General features: G+C 64.5%; 17 protein-coding genes. 9 read left to right on the top strand and 8 right to left on the bottom strand.

The features are described 5' to 3' along the window. Positions 1 to 103: 103 nt before the first annotated feature. Positions 104 to 1,030 carry a sigma-70 family RNA polymerase sigma factor gene (locus tag AC5RTE_RS06345; protein ID WP_494040552.1) on the bottom strand — a complete coding sequence of 309 codons (927 nt, stop codon included), beginning with the start codon at positions 1,028 to 1,030 and terminating at the stop codon, positions 104 to 106. Between the two features lie 146 nt (positions 1,031 to 1,176). On the opposite strand from AC5RTE_RS06345, the gene AC5RTE_RS06340 reads away from it, so the two are divergent. Beyond that, on the top strand, positions 1,177 to 2,235 hold the full coding sequence (locus AC5RTE_RS06340) for an NAD-dependent epimerase/dehydratase family protein (RefSeq protein ID WP_494040551.1): 1,059 nt from the start codon (positions 1,177 to 1,179) through the stop codon (positions 2,233 to 2,235). 37 nt (positions 2,236 to 2,272) lie between these two features. Here AC5RTE_RS06340 and AC5RTE_RS06335 read toward each other — a convergent pair whose 3' ends face one another. Next, positions 2,273 to 2,779, bottom strand: coding sequence for a hypothetical protein (locus AC5RTE_RS06335; protein ID WP_494040550.1), 507 nt, complete (start codon positions 2,777 to 2,779; stop codon positions 2,273 to 2,275). A 187-nt stretch (positions 2,780 to 2,966) separates the two neighbouring features. On the opposite strand from AC5RTE_RS06335, the gene AC5RTE_RS06330 reads away from it, so the two are divergent. The 6 genes from AC5RTE_RS06330 to AC5RTE_RS06305 all read left to right on the top strand — a co-directional run bounded on the left by AC5RTE_RS06330 (position 2,967) and on the right by AC5RTE_RS06305 (position 7,246). Next, on the top strand, positions 2,967 to 3,935 hold the full coding sequence (locus AC5RTE_RS06330; protein WP_494040549.1) for a hypothetical protein: 969 nt from the start codon (positions 2,967 to 2,969) through the stop codon (positions 3,933 to 3,935). Next, complete coding sequence (locus AC5RTE_RS06325) at positions 3,935 to 4,366, top strand: phage holin family protein (RefSeq protein WP_494040548.1); 432 nt, start codon at positions 3,935 to 3,937, stop codon at positions 4,364 to 4,366. The genes AC5RTE_RS06330 and AC5RTE_RS06325 overlap by 1 nt, the downstream gene beginning before the upstream one ends. Further along, positions 4,363 to 5,070, top strand: coding sequence for a DUF3618 domain-containing protein (locus tag AC5RTE_RS06320; protein ID WP_494040547.1), 708 nt, complete (start codon positions 4,363 to 4,365; stop codon positions 5,068 to 5,070). Before AC5RTE_RS06325 ends, AC5RTE_RS06320 begins: the two co-directional genes overlap by 4 nt. A gap of 109 nt (positions 5,071 to 5,179) precedes the next feature. Then, complete coding sequence (locus AC5RTE_RS06315; RefSeq protein ID WP_494040546.1) at positions 5,180 to 6,364, top strand: YihY/virulence factor BrkB family protein; 1,185 nt, start codon at positions 5,180 to 5,182, stop codon at positions 6,362 to 6,364. A gap of 349 nt (positions 6,365 to 6,713) precedes the next feature. Continuing rightward, on the top strand, positions 6,714 to 6,971 hold the full coding sequence (locus AC5RTE_RS06310) for a hypothetical protein (RefSeq protein ID WP_494040545.1): 258 nt from the start codon (positions 6,714 to 6,716) through the stop codon (positions 6,969 to 6,971). A 98-nt stretch (positions 6,972 to 7,069) separates the two neighbouring features. Then, complete coding sequence (locus AC5RTE_RS06305) at positions 7,070 to 7,246, top strand: CsbD family protein (RefSeq protein WP_494040544.1); 177 nt, start codon at positions 7,070 to 7,072, stop codon at positions 7,244 to 7,246. Positions 7,247 to 7,345: 99 nt separating this feature from the next. Here AC5RTE_RS06305 and AC5RTE_RS06300 read toward each other — a convergent pair whose 3' ends face one another. The 3 genes from AC5RTE_RS06300 to AC5RTE_RS06290 all read right to left on the bottom strand — a co-directional run bounded on the left by AC5RTE_RS06300 (position 7,346) and on the right by AC5RTE_RS06290 (position 9,005). Then, positions 7,346 to 7,819 (bottom strand): Dps family protein, encoded by a 474-nt coding sequence (locus tag AC5RTE_RS06300; protein WP_494040543.1) that lies wholly within the window; start codon positions 7,817 to 7,819, stop codon positions 7,346 to 7,348. 111 nt (positions 7,820 to 7,930) lie between these two features. Beyond that, positions 7,931 to 8,608: an O-methyltransferase gene (locus AC5RTE_RS06295; protein ID WP_494040542.1), complete on the bottom strand. Its 678-nt coding sequence runs from the start codon at positions 8,606 to 8,608 to the stop codon at positions 7,931 to 7,933. A 73-nt stretch (positions 8,609 to 8,681) separates the two neighbouring features. Continuing rightward, a complete protein-coding gene (locus AC5RTE_RS06290; RefSeq protein WP_494040541.1) occupies positions 8,682 to 9,005 on the bottom strand; it encodes a thiamine-binding protein in 324 nt (107 codons plus the stop codon). Positions 9,006 to 9,126: 121 nt separating this feature from the next. Here AC5RTE_RS06290 and AC5RTE_RS06285 point away from each other — a divergent pair, with 121 nt between their 5' ends. Continuing rightward, positions 9,127 to 9,777 carry a TetR/AcrR family transcriptional regulator gene (locus tag AC5RTE_RS06285; protein ID WP_494040540.1) on the top strand — a complete coding sequence of 217 codons (651 nt, stop codon included), beginning with the start codon at positions 9,127 to 9,129 and terminating at the stop codon, positions 9,775 to 9,777. 142 nt (positions 9,778 to 9,919) lie between these two features. Continuing rightward, a complete protein-coding gene (locus AC5RTE_RS06280; protein ID WP_494040539.1) occupies positions 9,920 to 10,144 on the top strand; it encodes a hypothetical protein in 225 nt (74 codons plus the stop codon). Positions 10,145 to 10,617: 473 nt separating this feature from the next. Here AC5RTE_RS06280 and AC5RTE_RS06275 read toward each other — a convergent pair whose 3' ends face one another. The 3 genes from AC5RTE_RS06275 to AC5RTE_RS06265 are packed head-to-tail and all read right to left on the bottom strand — an operon-like array spanning position 10,618 to position 12,286. Continuing rightward, the gene (locus tag AC5RTE_RS06275; RefSeq protein WP_494040538.1) at positions 10,618 to 10,929 is read right to left on the bottom strand and encodes an AzlD domain-containing protein; all 312 of its coding nucleotides are present in this window, start codon (positions 10,927 to 10,929) and stop codon (positions 10,618 to 10,620) included. Continuing rightward, a complete protein-coding gene (locus AC5RTE_RS06270; protein ID WP_494040785.1) occupies positions 10,926 to 11,753 on the bottom strand; it encodes an AzlC family ABC transporter permease in 828 nt (275 codons plus the stop codon). Before AC5RTE_RS06270 ends, AC5RTE_RS06275 begins: the two co-directional genes overlap by 4 nt. Then, on the bottom strand, positions 11,750 to 12,286 hold the full coding sequence (locus AC5RTE_RS06265) for a DoxX family protein (protein ID WP_494040537.1): 537 nt from the start codon (positions 12,284 to 12,286) through the stop codon (positions 11,750 to 11,752). Before AC5RTE_RS06265 ends, AC5RTE_RS06270 begins: the two co-directional genes overlap by 4 nt. Positions 12,287 to 12,340: the final 54 nt, after the last annotated feature.

Genomic DNA, 12,340 nt, shown 5'->3' with positions numbered 1-12,340 from the left:
ACTGGTGAACGGGGAGGCGGCTGAACAGGCAAGATAGGGCATCTGAGGCTTCCCTGACGGGCCCTGAACCTGCTTCCGGGACGGGACGACAGGCGTTGCAGAGCTAGCTGCTCCGGGCCCGGGACGCGCTCTGGCGGGTGGAAATCTTGCCGGAAACTCCGGTGCCGGCAGTACGGCCGATTGCCGCTACAGAAGCCGTGGACCCCGTTGCGCGCTCCTGATCCTCACGTTCGCCGTCACTCAGGGTGCTGCTGCGCAGCCTGCGCTGGAGTTCAACGAGCACCCGGGCCAGCCGCCGCGAAACCTGCATCTGCGACATCCCGAGCCGCTTTCCCAACTGCACCTGGGTTTCCTCGCAGAAATAGCGGCGGTAGAGAAGTTCCCTGTCCGCGGCATCCAGGTCCTGCATTGCCTCCCGCAGGCAGGCAAGGTCTTCCAGCCGCTCCAGAGGTGTCTCAGGGCAGGCCAGCAGCTCGCCGATGGACGGCGCGTCACTGTGGGGGTTTGCCGCGTCCAGTGAGTCCGGGTGCATGCTGCTGGACGCAGAAATGGCTTCCTGCACGTCAGCGGCATCCGTTCCCAGCTCAACGGCGAGTTCGTCGACGCTTGGATTCCGGCCCAGGGACTGCACCAGCTCCGGCTCAACCCGGAACATCCTGGTGCGGAGGTCCTGAATGTGCCGGGGCGGCCGCACCACCCACGTGCGGTCACGCAAGTATCGCTTCAACTCCCCCGCAATGGTTGGAGCTGCATAGGCGGGGAAGCTTTCACCCTTGCTCTGGTCGAAACCGCGGGCGGCCTTGACCAGGCCGAGATAGGCCACCTGGTTGAGGTCTGCCCGTTCCCGGCCCCGGGCTTCGAAGCGGGCGGCCAAGGCCTCGGCAAGGTCCAGGTAGCTCAGGACGAGGTCATTTTCGAAGGTCTCCCGCAACCGCCCCGCCTTGGCGGAGGAGCGGCCCTGAGGGGCTTCGGGGCATGGATCATGGACAGGCGTAACGTCCACGGCAAGCGCGGTCAGTGGTTCGGGCATTGTCGTTTGGTTCCCTCGGTCTGGTTCCGAAGCCTGCGGCAAGACTTAGCAGTAGGAAATCATAAGGTTGCTTATAAAACAATCCTTGGCGGTATTAGGCTCGGCATGTAAGACGATCCGCACACCCCCGCCAAGGAGCCTTTGCCATGCATATTGCCGTTATCGGAGCCAGCGGAAACGCCGGAACAGCACTGCTGCGGAACCTCCAGGGCCAGCTGGCCGCGAAGCCTGGGAGCCTGCAATTGACAGGGATCAGCAGGCGCCTGCCCGACACCTCACGGGCACCCTATGCGGGAGTTGAATGGCACACGCTGGATGTTGGTTTGGAACGCGACCGCTCAAAGTTGGAGTCGGCCCTGTCAGGAGTGGAGGCCGTTGTCCACCTGGCCTGGCAGATCCAGCCGAACCGGGACCTCGACCAGCTGCACCGGACCAACGTGACAGGAACAGCCAATGTCCTGGAAGCGGCGCGGAAGGCCGGGGTCAAGCAGATCGTTTGCGCGTCGTCCGTCGGTGCCTACAGCAAGGCCCCCAAGGACCGGCGCATGGATGAGGCGTGGCCTGCCGGGGGCATGGCGGGCTCGCATTACAGCCGCCACAAGGCGGAGCAGGAGAAACTCCTTGACGGGTTTGCGGCCGCGGAGCCGGGGATCGCCGTCGCAAGGCTCCGGCCAGGGCTCATCTTCCAACGCGACGCCGGAAGCGAGATCGGAAGGTACTTCCTGGGACCGGCGATCCCCCGGCTCCTGCCCAGGAGGCTGTGGCTTCCACTGTTGCCCGCTCCGGATAACCTGATTTTCCAGGCCGTCCACGCGGACGACGTAGCGGAAGCCTACTGGCGGGTGATCGATCAACGGGCTTCCGGAGCGTTCAATATAGCCGCCGAGCCGGTCCTGACACCCCAGGAACTTGGGCGGATCGTCCAGGCCCGAAGAATCCTCCCCATCCCGATGGGCCTGCTCCACAAAGCAGTGGGCCTTGCCTGGCGGCTCCGGCTGCTGCCCACCGATTCCGGCTGGGTGGAGATGGCAGCGGGAGTCCCCGTGATGGACACCGGCCGGGCCCGCCGGATCCTGGGCTGGGAAGCGAAAATTTCATCCGTAGCGGCAGTCCTGGACGTGCTGGACGGCTTGGCGGCGGGGAAAGGAATCAGCCCCTCCCCCGCCCTGAAACCGAGGCGGGTAACCCTGTCAGGAGCCAGGTGAAGCCCAGCCTTAATCCGCCGGCGCGCCCCCCGGCGGATTAGATGCCTGAACGGGGGTCCTCGCGATCCACGTGCGCGCCGCCCCGGCCGGGGTTGGCGCCGTCGTTGCGCCATTCATCTTGGGCACCCTCACGGTCCGCGGTGACGGGATTAGTGGCGCCCCGGTGGGTATTATTGCCCGCGCCGTCACGGCTGCCCCTGACGTCGGGGTCGAGCTCGTCCGCCTTCCGCGTCCGTTCGCTCACATCGTCGCGCAGGGCCTTGGCCTCATTTGCCTGCTGGTCTGCCTGTTGCCGCAACCGGGCTGCTTCAACCTGCGCCTGCTCGGCGTCCGCCCTGGCCCGCGTCGCTTTCGCTTCGCGCTCCCGGGCATCGAGTTCCCTGTCTTCGGCTTCACGGCGGATCTCCGCCGCCTTCTGGCGATGCGCATCATCCCGCTTTTGCTGGATGGCCTTTCGGCGCCGTCCTGTTGCAAGCAGCAGCAGCACAATCAGCACCACCACAACTACGGCCACCAATACCCAAACCCACGGAGCTATTTCCAAATTACCCACCACTTCCACTTCGATGTGACCCGGGCCGGCAGAGCCATTCCGGCTGACAATTTTGGAACCGTTTATAACTCGCTTAGCAAGCGTACTTACCTTTTATTAGTAATCATGCTTATTATTTTAGGGCCAGTATCGCTGGTTCTTGATCAACAACCGGCCTTCTTGGAAAGAGAGAGCGAAGATGACAGAGAACCAATGGCCCGAGGATCCCGCCTACACGGCTCCGCCGGCCTCCACAGGAATTCCAGGGGAGCGAAGCGCCACCACTTTCCCGTCCGCCGCCACTCCACCATATGGAGATGCACCCGCCGGTGATGCCTCCGGGTCCCGAAAGGAAGCAGCGAAGGAAGAAGCAGCTGATGTTGCACGCACCGCGAAGGGCTCCGCGCAGAATGTAGCCCAGACCGCCAAGGAAGAAGCAGCCCACGTTGCCTCCGAAGCGAAGTCCACCGCCCAGGACCTGCTGTCCCAGGCGAAGTCCGGGCTTTCCAGCCAGGCCGGAACGCAGCAGCAGAAGGCCGCCGAAGGCATCCGGACCATCTCGGGCCAGCTGCAGAGCATGGCCGAGGCACCGGATCAGCAGGGCTTGGCCAGCGACTTGATCCGCCAGGCGGCCCAGCGCAGCGAATCAGTGGCGTCCTGGCTTGAGAACAAGCAGCCGGGTGACCTACTCGGTGAAGTCCAGAGGTTCGCACGCAACAAGCCCGGCACTTTCCTGCTGCTGGCCGCAGGTGCCGGCGTCCTGGCCGGCCGGTTGACCCGCGGCCTCACCGCAGGCACCACCGAAACCTCATCCACCACCGGCACTGCTGGTACGGCAGGACTGGCCGGCCAGTACTCCAGCCCCTACGGCGACCAGTACACCGAGGGTTACACCCCTGCCGGTGGAACGGTCCCTCCTCCTCCGGTCCAGCTCCCCGGTCCGGCCACCACAGCCGGTTACGATGCCGGCGCGCCCGGCAGCAGCTATTCCGCGGCTGGGCGTCCCGCCAGCCCGCTGGACAGCCCCCAGCTGGTGGAAGAGGAGCCTTGGTCCGGAACCCGGACAGCCGAGGACCCCTTGGGTGACCCCCGGCTTGCCGCTGATCCGCTGGATGACGATCCCCTCGCCCGCGACCGCCGCGCCGGCGGGCAGGCAGGCGGGCTCTGATGAGTAGCCAAATTCCGGAGCCTGCTCCGAGTGAGGCGCATGTGAAGGCGGACAACGCGTCCCTGGGTGAGTTGCTTGGTGATGTCACCCGTGATCTGTCCACCCTGATGCGCCAGGAAGTCGCTCTCGCCAAGGCTGAGCTGAAGCAGTCCGCCACGAAGGCAGGCAAGGGCGGCGGGATGCTCGCCGGCGCCGGCGTGGCCGGGCACTTCGTCCTTCTGTTCCTGTCCCTGGGGCTGATGTTCGCCCTGGGCGCGCTGATGCCGCTGGGCTGGGCCGCTGTGATCGTCGCCGTGATCTGGGGCATCATCGCCGCGGTCCTGGCCTCGATCGGCCGCAAGGAACTCAAGCAGATCCAGGGCCTGCCCCAGACGGGCGAAACACTTTCTGAAATTCCCCCAACCCTAAAACCAGGTGAGGTAAACCGATGAGCGATAACCCGGATGCAATCCGTCAGGAAATCGAAGAAACCCGTGCGCGCCTCGGCACCAACGTCGACGCGGTAGCGGACAAGGTCACCCCGGCCAACGTTGTCCAGCGCCAGACCGACAAAGTCACAAGCACAGTGAAGGACGCGGTCAGCGGGGTTAAGGAGAAAATCATGGGAGCAGCAGACACCGCCACCTCCACCGTCCAGGACAAGGTCACCTCGGCCACCTCCACAGTCCAGGACAAGGTCTCCTCCGGGACCGGGCACACCGGGAACGCCCTGCACAGCACCGGCGATACCCTGCACGGGGCCAAGGACAACGTCAGCGCCAAACTCTCCGACGCCGGAACCGCGATCTCCCACGCACCGGCACAGGTCAAAGCCCAGGCCCAGGGCAACCCGCTGGCCGCCGGGCTGATCGCGTTCGGCGCCGGGATGCTCATCTCCTCCCTGATCCCGGCCAGCCAGAAAGAACGCGAAGCGGCCCAGCAGCTCAAAACCGCTGCCGAACCCCTGGCCGGAAAGGTCACCGACGCCGCCAAAGACGTCGTCCAGGACCTGAAGGAACCCGCACAGGAAGCCATGCAAAGCGTCAAGGCCACCGCCGCTGACGCCGCCCAAAACGTCAAAAACGAAGGCCAAAGCGCCGTCACCGACGTCAAAGACCGCGCCACCGACGCCAAAACCAACGTCCAAAACACCTGACCCGCCACTAACGCGGCACTAAAAGGCACGAGCACCATCTGAGAGGCCGGCCCCGCCACCGCGCGGAGCCGGCTTCTCAGATTAAGCACCCTTATCGAGAGGACACCCCATGGCCACTCATGACGCATCCGAGAGCAGCACGGCCAAAGCACGCCAGGCGCCGGATCCAAATGATTCCCGGAAACCTGACAGCCCAAAGGACCTGGACAAGCCGAACTGGAAATACATTGCCAGGAAGACGCTGCGTGAGTTCAGCAAAGACCAGTGTCCGGACCTTGCTGCTGCACTGACGTATTACGCGGTGCTCTCGCTGTTCCCGGCCATACTCGCACTCGTCTCGCTGATCGGAATCTTCGGCGACCCGCAGAAAACCACCGATGCCCTGCTGCAGATCGTGCGCGGTTTCGCCCCTGCCGAGACCGTCAACACCGTCAGCGGCACCGTTTCGGACCTGGCAAACGCACCGGCGGCAGGATTGACCCTGGTCCTCGGCCTCGCCACCGCTCTATGGTCCGCGTCCGGATACGTTGGTGCTTTCGGCCGTGCCATGAACCGCGTCTACGAGGTGGATGAGGGGCGGCCGTTCGTCAAGCTGCGCGGCACCATGCTGGTGGTAACCCTTCTGGCGGTAGTCATCATCGCGATCCTGGCCGGCATGCTGGTGCTCAGCGGCCCCGTGGCGGAAGCGGTTGGTGGCCTGATTGGCCTCAGTGGTGTTTTCCTTGCCATCTGGGATATCGCCAAGTGGCCGGTCATGGTGGGGCTCATCATCGTGATCATCGCTGTCCTTTACTACGCGACACCCAACGTCAAGCAGCCCAAGTTCAAGTGGATGAGCCTTGGTTCAGGCATTGCCCTGTTCGTCTTCCTGCTGGCCTCATTGGGCTTCGGCTTCTACGTGGGCAACTTCGGCAACTACAACAAGACGTACGGCGCCCTGGGCGGCGTGATCGTAATGCTGCTGTGGCTGTGGATCCTGAACATGTCCTTGCTCTTCGGCGCTGAGTTCGACGCCGAGATGGAACGGGGCCGCCAGCTCCAGGCCGGCATCGAGGCTGAAGAGACCATTCAGCTGCCGCCGCGCGACACCAAGAAGAGCGAGAAGATGCAGAAGCAGGAGGAAGAGGACATCCAGCACGGACGGGAACTGCGTGAGAAGTACAGCGCGCAGAACGGCAAGGATGCGGAACCGGGCCAAAACGGGAACCAGGACCGGAATGACGACCAGCCTGCTCAGCCTCACCGCGACCGGGTGCGGGACAAGTTGCGCGAACGCGGCACGGGCCGCGACTGACCGGAAGGACCAGGGAGACAACGGCAGGCAGGCGTTCGCCGTTGTGTCCGGGGACTAGGCAGGACCTTCAAGATGGGGGAAAATTGTCTTGGAGGTCCTGTTCAGGTTTCCCGGGTCAACAAGGTGGCCCGGGGCGAAGGCGGGGTCGGCGGTGAGATGGCCTCTTCTGAGACCGAGGCCAGTCCCCCCAGTCGCCGTCGGCCCCCTCGAATGCAGCGGCGGGACTGCCGACTGGACAAAGTGAGCTCAGCTGCCATACCTTCATGATTACTCTGCTTGGCTTCCCGGAGCCTGCAGGTCCGCTGAAGCAGATACGGCGGCATCACGGTCGACCCCGAATGAGCGAACAATGCCTGCTACACATTTTGAACAATTCATCGCCGAAGCAGTCGTCGCGGACAGGGAACCCGGACTGGGCCTCGGACGGGATGAGCTGTACGGGCTTTATACGAGCTGGTGCCTGCTCCAAAAAGCCCCGCTTCAGGCTCCGGAAGCCCTCTGGGATGCACTGCAGGCACAGGGTATTAGCCCGGACAGCAACAACTTGTCCATGACCGGTCCAGCCGCTGCTGACTACATTGTTGCCAGCGCGCCCGACCTGGTCTGACGTTCCGATCGGGCCTGTTGAAGCTGCCTTCGGCTGGTTAGCATAAGGCATGGCCGGCGGTATACGTCCGCCGGCCATCCGCCGAAGGGAGAACCGCCATGGGTTTGGACGACAAGATTGACAACGCCGCTGAAAAGTTGAGTGGCAAGGCCAAGGAAGCTACCGGCGCGGCCACCAACGACGAGGGCCTTCGTGCTGAAGGCCAGATGGACCAGGCCAAAGCGGACCTGAAACAGGCCGGCGAAAAAATCAAGGACGCTTTCAGGAAAGAATAAGCCGACCGGCAAAAACCGGGCCTGGCAAGGGGCTGCTGCGGACACCGCGGCAGCCCCTCTTCGTGTGTCCGTACCAGTTCTCCTGGCACCCAGGAAGGATCAGGCAGGCTCCGTGACAGGGGCCGTGGCTGCCATGGTCTCGGCGTTGACCATCCAGGCCAGCTGCTCCAGGCGTTCAATCGCGGCATGAAGCAGATCGGCGCTGGTGGGGTCTTCCTCGTCCACTTCATCATGGACGTCCCGCATCGTCTGGACCGTGCGTTCGAGCCGGGCGGTAACGAGTTTGACGGTGTCCTTTGTACTGGTCAGCCCTTGCGGAAACTCCTCCAGCCGGCTGCCCGCCGAAACCGTGCTGCTCCGGCCGTCCGGAAGGGCTTGCAGAGCCCTCATCCGTTCTGCCGTCTGGTCGGCAAAGAGACGGGCGGCCAGAATAATTTCGTCCAACTGAAGGTGCAGATCGCGGAAATTGGTGCCCACGAGGTTCCAGTGGGCCTGCTTACCCTGCAGGTGCAGCTCAATGAGGTCCGTGAGCACCATTTGCAGGTTGCCGGCAAGGCTGGGCGAAGCTTTCATTATTTTCCTCCACTGGTGCACCGGGCCCGGCTGCGGACCAGCCGGCGAATAAATCTAAGCATACTTACCAATTCGGACACCCAGCCAGCCCGGCAGTTCCGCTCCGGGAGGCTACCGGATACGGGCCAGCGCGAACCCGTCCCACCCCTTGGAGCCCACTGTCTGAATGACTGTGGCGTCGAGCCTGGGATGCCCGCCCAGCAGCCTGAGGGCGTCAACAATTCCCTGCGCGTTGACCGGATCCATCCCCGGATCGAGCACAGCGCCTTCCCAAATGGTGTTGTCCAAAACCACTGTCGCCCCCGGACGGCCGAGGCGGACGGCCCACTCCAGGTAGCGGCTGTTGTTCTCCTTGTCCGCATCAATGAAGATGAAGTCGAAAGGTTCCCGGTCTTCCTCCGCCAACGCCGCCAGGGTGTCCAAGGCTGGTCCGAGCCGGATCTCGACTTTCTGCCCCAAGCCTGCAAAGTCGATGTTGGCCCAGGCCACTTCGGCATGCTTCGGCAGGAACTCGCAGGTAACCAACGTGCCGTCGTCGGGCAGGCCCTGCCCCATCCAGATGGTGCTGAAACCGGCCAAGGTGCCTATTTCCAGGATCCGGCGGGCGCCCGAGAGCTGAACCAGAAGCTTGAGGAGTTTGCCGGCATTTGGTGCCACTTCGATGGCCGGCATGCCTGAAGCGGCGGCGGATTGGACTGCGCGGAGCACGGCGGGATCCGGGTGGACTACGACGTCGGACAGGAACTGCTCCGTTGCAATCCACTCCGGCCGGGGCTTGTGCTCAAACATGGGCACAGTTTGGCACGCGGCCACGCGCGGGTCCAGAGTTATTAGCCGACGACGGCGGCCGGCACGCCCGGGTTCAGGAACCGTCGGTAAGCGCTTCTTCGAGGCGTTCCACTTTCGCGGTCAGCTCCCCCGAGTAGCCGGGCCTGATGTCCGCCTTGATGACCAGTGAAACGCGGCTGCCGTAATGTCCCACCGCCTCAGTGGCGCGCTTTACGACGTCGAACACCTCATCCCATTCGCCTTCGATGGTGGTGAACATGGAGTCGGTCTTGTTGGGCAGCCCCGATTCCCTGACGATCTTTACGGCGGCGGCAACGGCGTCGTGAACGGAAGCGTCGGCGGGCCGGGCACCTTCGGTGGGAGTACCGGACGGGGCGACAGAAAACGCAAGCAGCATGAAGCCCAGTGTGCCACGGCACCGGCTGCACCGCAGCGCAGGAAGCCCGGCGGCATCGTCACAAAACCCCCTACCCTCCAGTAACGGTGAACGCCGGAGGCTCCGTTGCTAACCTTTTGGCATGAGCCTCGCAGTTGCCCGCAAGCCGCTCCGCGCCGATGCAGCGCGGAACGTGGACAAGATCATCACAGCGGCGCGCCAATGCTTCCGCGAGTTTGGCCCGGAAGTACCACTGCAGACCATTGCAGCAACAGCCGGGGTGGGTCCAGCAACCCTTTTCCGTAATTTTTCGGACAAGGAAGAGCTGGTGCTTGCAGCCCTCAACCGGCAACTGCGGCTCACCGTGGATCCCGTCGTGGACGGCGCCCTGGCAGATATCGACGCCGCCGCCGGACTGCTGCGGGTGCTGGAAGCCCTGATGGCCGCTGCCAGCGAGGACGCCAACCTCCTGGGAGCCGTTGCCGGCCGCCGGGAACTCCTGACCGGCATCACGGGTTCGCTGATGGACTCGATGGGCGTGCTGCTGGTACGCGGCCAGGGCCAGGGAAGCCTGCGCAGTGATATCTCCATGACGGACATGTTCCGGCTGCTCGCAATGCTCATAGGAGTGGTGGACACGATGGAACCCGGATCCGATGCGTGGCGCCGTCCGCTGGCCTTGGTGGAGGACGCCATCCGGTCTGTCCGGCCCAGCCGCCCGCTGCCAATCCATGTGCCGCTGCCAGCTCCTTCGCTGAGCGGCCAGCAGCCGATCCAGCCCCAGGAATCCTGACTTCGGGACGCCGGTATCCCCCATTGTGGGCCTCCTGCGGGTGCAATACACTTCAAGTGGGTTACGCAGCCAGCCTCTGTTCCTTCAAGATGGAGCCACCCATGCCACAGTTCCTGCACCTCCGGCCCGCGGCCGCAGCGCGATGAACAGTTCAAGGCTTTTCCACTACATCAACGATCCGCGCGGCCCCGAGGAAGTTCTTCCCACCCTGCCGGCGGAGGAACTGGCAAAACTGTTGGATGCCCTCTTCCAGAACCTCGATACCCCGGAGCCCGAGTTCGGGGCCCAGGCCTGGTACGAGCTGGCAGTTGAAGAAAGCTCGCGCCGGTCAGGTGAACCAGACCGCGCCGCGCACGGGGTAGCCTGACCACTTTCCCTTAACGATGCCGGGACCAGTGCCGGGACGTCTCCCGATTCACCGGCCCCGAGTTCTCGTTGCCTTGCCCTGCTTTATCCTGCCTTGCCCTGCCTTGGCTAGTCGCTGTCCGCCGCTCTCCTGGCCCGGATCTCCCGGCCTACAAGGGCGTGCAGCGCCGGAACCTGCGACGCCGGATCGACGTCCATGGCCAACCTGAGACTTTTGGAGAGGGCCTCCAAATCCTCGGCAGGGACGTCCGAAATACTCGAGAAACGTGCAAAGAAGCGTTTGGCAGGCAGTCCCGCGCGCCATCGGGAATTCTTATGCTGCTGGGTTCTTCCGGCCCTTGCCCCGGACGCGTGCAGTTGATTTTCCATCGTTACCATTCATGCGGGTCGTCGGGGCCAACTGCTTAGCCGATCCCATAGTACAAACCCGCCACGGGCAAGAAAAGAGAACGGCATGATGTTCTTGGCGGGGGTTCAGCTCCAGCCCAACATCCGGAGCAGCGCCGCAGTTCCCGCTCCGGCCACCACCACCAGGAGAAACGGGGCCCGCAGCACCAGCGCAATCGCTGCTGCAGCCAGTGCACCCAGCCGCGCATCAGCCGCCAGGGACTGCCCTGAAGCCACCGCGTTAACCACCGTCAGGGACGCCAGCAAACCGATCGTCATGGTGCCTGCAACCCGCGACATCCGGGGGTTCTCCAGCAACCTCGCCGGAACGAAGTAGCCCACCAGCTTCCACGCGTAGGCCAGAACACAGGCAATCAGCAGCCATACCCAGAGACTCATGACTCCGCCCCCGGAGTACTGCTTCCTCCGCCGGGGTAGTGGCCCTTGCCATGGCCGCCGGGCTCCTTACTGCGGGGCTCGTCGTAGGCCTCCTTGTGGTGAGCCCCGTGGCGGTGGTGCTCCCGGTACGGCTCCACGTCCGGTTCCAGGCCCTCGTCGCTCCGGCCGCGGCTGAACCACCCGAGAAGGGCGGCCACAACCGCCGCCACCAGAATCGGCACGCCGGCCGGCACGAGCGGCACGGCCAGCACTGTTGCCACAGCGCACACCACCGCAATCGCAATCGGTTCTCGGCCCTTAAGCCTGGGCCAGAGAAGGGCCAGGAACGCCGCCACTGCTGCCCCATCCAGTCCCCATTGCCGGGGGTCCCCCAGCCCGCTTCCGGCGAGCGCCCCCACCGCCGTGAAGAGGTTCCACAACACGTAGATCCCGATGCCGGCTGCCCAAAAACCCCGGCGCTGCTCCGCGGGATCGGTCTGGCCGGTGCTGGTGGCGGCGGACTCATCGATGGTCACCTGCGCGGCGACGTACTTGCGCCACCCGGTGGGGTGCAGGAGGGCGTTGAGCTGCATGCCGTAGATGCCGTTGCGCATACCCAAAAGGGTGGCTGCGCTCATCGCTGCGATGCCTGAGCCGCCTCCGCCCACTACCCCGATGAAGGCGAACTGCGAGCCACCGCTGAACAGGAGCAGGCTCAGCGCCAGGGTCTGCCAGAAGCCAAGCCCGGAGGTGACGGAGAGTGCGCCGAAGGATATCCCGTACAGCCCGGTGGCCACGCTGATGGAGAGTCCCACACGCACGGCAGGGGACGCCAGAAGTTTCACCGCCACGGACTCAAGCCCGGGCTGCGGAGGCTCCACGCCCAGAGGATCAGCGGCGCCTGGAGCGGGAAGCGCAGGGTGTGCACCTTGCGCTGCATCGGCGTCCCCTGCGGTCCGTAGGCCCGGCGAAGGGCATCTGCATGACCGGCCAGGAACCCGGTGAACATGGCGGTGAGGGCGGTTGCGGCCGCTTTGCGCGTCACCGGGACGAGGATGCCCACGGCGGCTGCCAGTTCCAGCAGGCCGCTCACCGCAATCCATTCGTCCCTGGTCATGACGGCGAAGGGCCGACCGGCGCTGGACTTGTGGCCGCCGTCGAACGCAGCAGTTCCACTGGCGGGAGCAATGCCGGCGTCAGCGACGCCGACGTGTCCCGTTCCTTGCTGCCGCGGGTCGATCAGGCAGAGGTAGTCGGGCACTACCTGGCGGTAGAAGCCGGGATCGCGGAAGTGTTTCATGGCGCTCACCAGCAGCAGGGCGCTCATGGCTGCAGCGGAAAGGCTCTGGCGGGCCCGGCCGGACCGGGGAAAAGGCATGGCTCCACTCAACCACAAGCGTGGCGGGGCGCTGAAACGGCCAGGCTTCCCGCA

The sequence above is a fragment of the Arthrobacter sp. K41 genome, assembly GCF_059089645.1.
This window is presented reverse-complemented; position numbering and strand designations above follow the sequence as displayed.

Coding starts and splice junctions, on each gene's coding strand:
- AC5RTE_RS06300 (WP_494040543.1), bottom strand. CDS start 7,819: ATGAAAGCTTCGCCCAGCCTTGCCGGCAACCTGCAAATGGTGCTCACG.
- AC5RTE_RS06280 (WP_494040539.1), top strand. CDS start 9,920: ATGAACAGTTCAAGGCTTTTCCACTACATCAACGATCCGCGCGGCCCC.
- AC5RTE_RS06320 (WP_494040547.1), top strand. CDS start 4,363: ATGAGCGATAACCCGGATGCAATCCGTCAGGAAATCGAAGAAACCCGT.
- AC5RTE_RS06305 (WP_494040544.1), top strand. CDS start 7,070: ATGGGTTTGGACGACAAGATTGACAACGCCGCTGAAAAGTTGAGTGGC.
- AC5RTE_RS06330 (WP_494040549.1), top strand. CDS start 2,967: ATGACAGAGAACCAATGGCCCGAGGATCCCGCCTACACGGCTCCGCCG.
- AC5RTE_RS06265 (WP_494040537.1), bottom strand. CDS start 12,286: ATGCCTTTTCCCCGGTCCGGCCGGGCCCGCCAGAGCCTTTCCGCTGCA.
- AC5RTE_RS06295 (WP_494040542.1), bottom strand. CDS start 8,608: ATGTTTGAGCACAAGCCCCGGCCGGAGTGGATTGCAACGGAGCAGTTC.
- AC5RTE_RS06275 (WP_494040538.1), bottom strand. CDS start 10,929: ATGAGTCTCTGGGTATGGCTGCTGATTGCCTGTGTTCTGGCCTACGCG.
- AC5RTE_RS06285 (WP_494040540.1), top strand. CDS start 9,127: ATGAGCCTCGCAGTTGCCCGCAAGCCGCTCCGCGCCGATGCAGCGCGG.
- AC5RTE_RS06290 (WP_494040541.1), bottom strand. CDS start 9,005: ATGCTGCTTGCGTTTTCTGTCGCCCCGTCCGGTACTCCCACCGAAGGT.
- AC5RTE_RS06345 (WP_494040552.1), bottom strand. CDS start 1,030: ATGCCCGAACCACTGACCGCGCTTGCCGTGGACGTTACGCCTGTCCAT.
- AC5RTE_RS06310 (WP_494040545.1), top strand. CDS start 6,714: ATGCCTGCTACACATTTTGAACAATTCATCGCCGAAGCAGTCGTCGCG.
- AC5RTE_RS06340 (WP_494040551.1), top strand. CDS start 1,177: ATGCATATTGCCGTTATCGGAGCCAGCGGAAACGCCGGAACAGCACTG.
- AC5RTE_RS06315 (WP_494040546.1), top strand. CDS start 5,180: ATGGCCACTCATGACGCATCCGAGAGCAGCACGGCCAAAGCACGCCAG.
- AC5RTE_RS06325 (WP_494040548.1), top strand. CDS start 3,935: ATGAGTAGCCAAATTCCGGAGCCTGCTCCGAGTGAGGCGCATGTGAAG.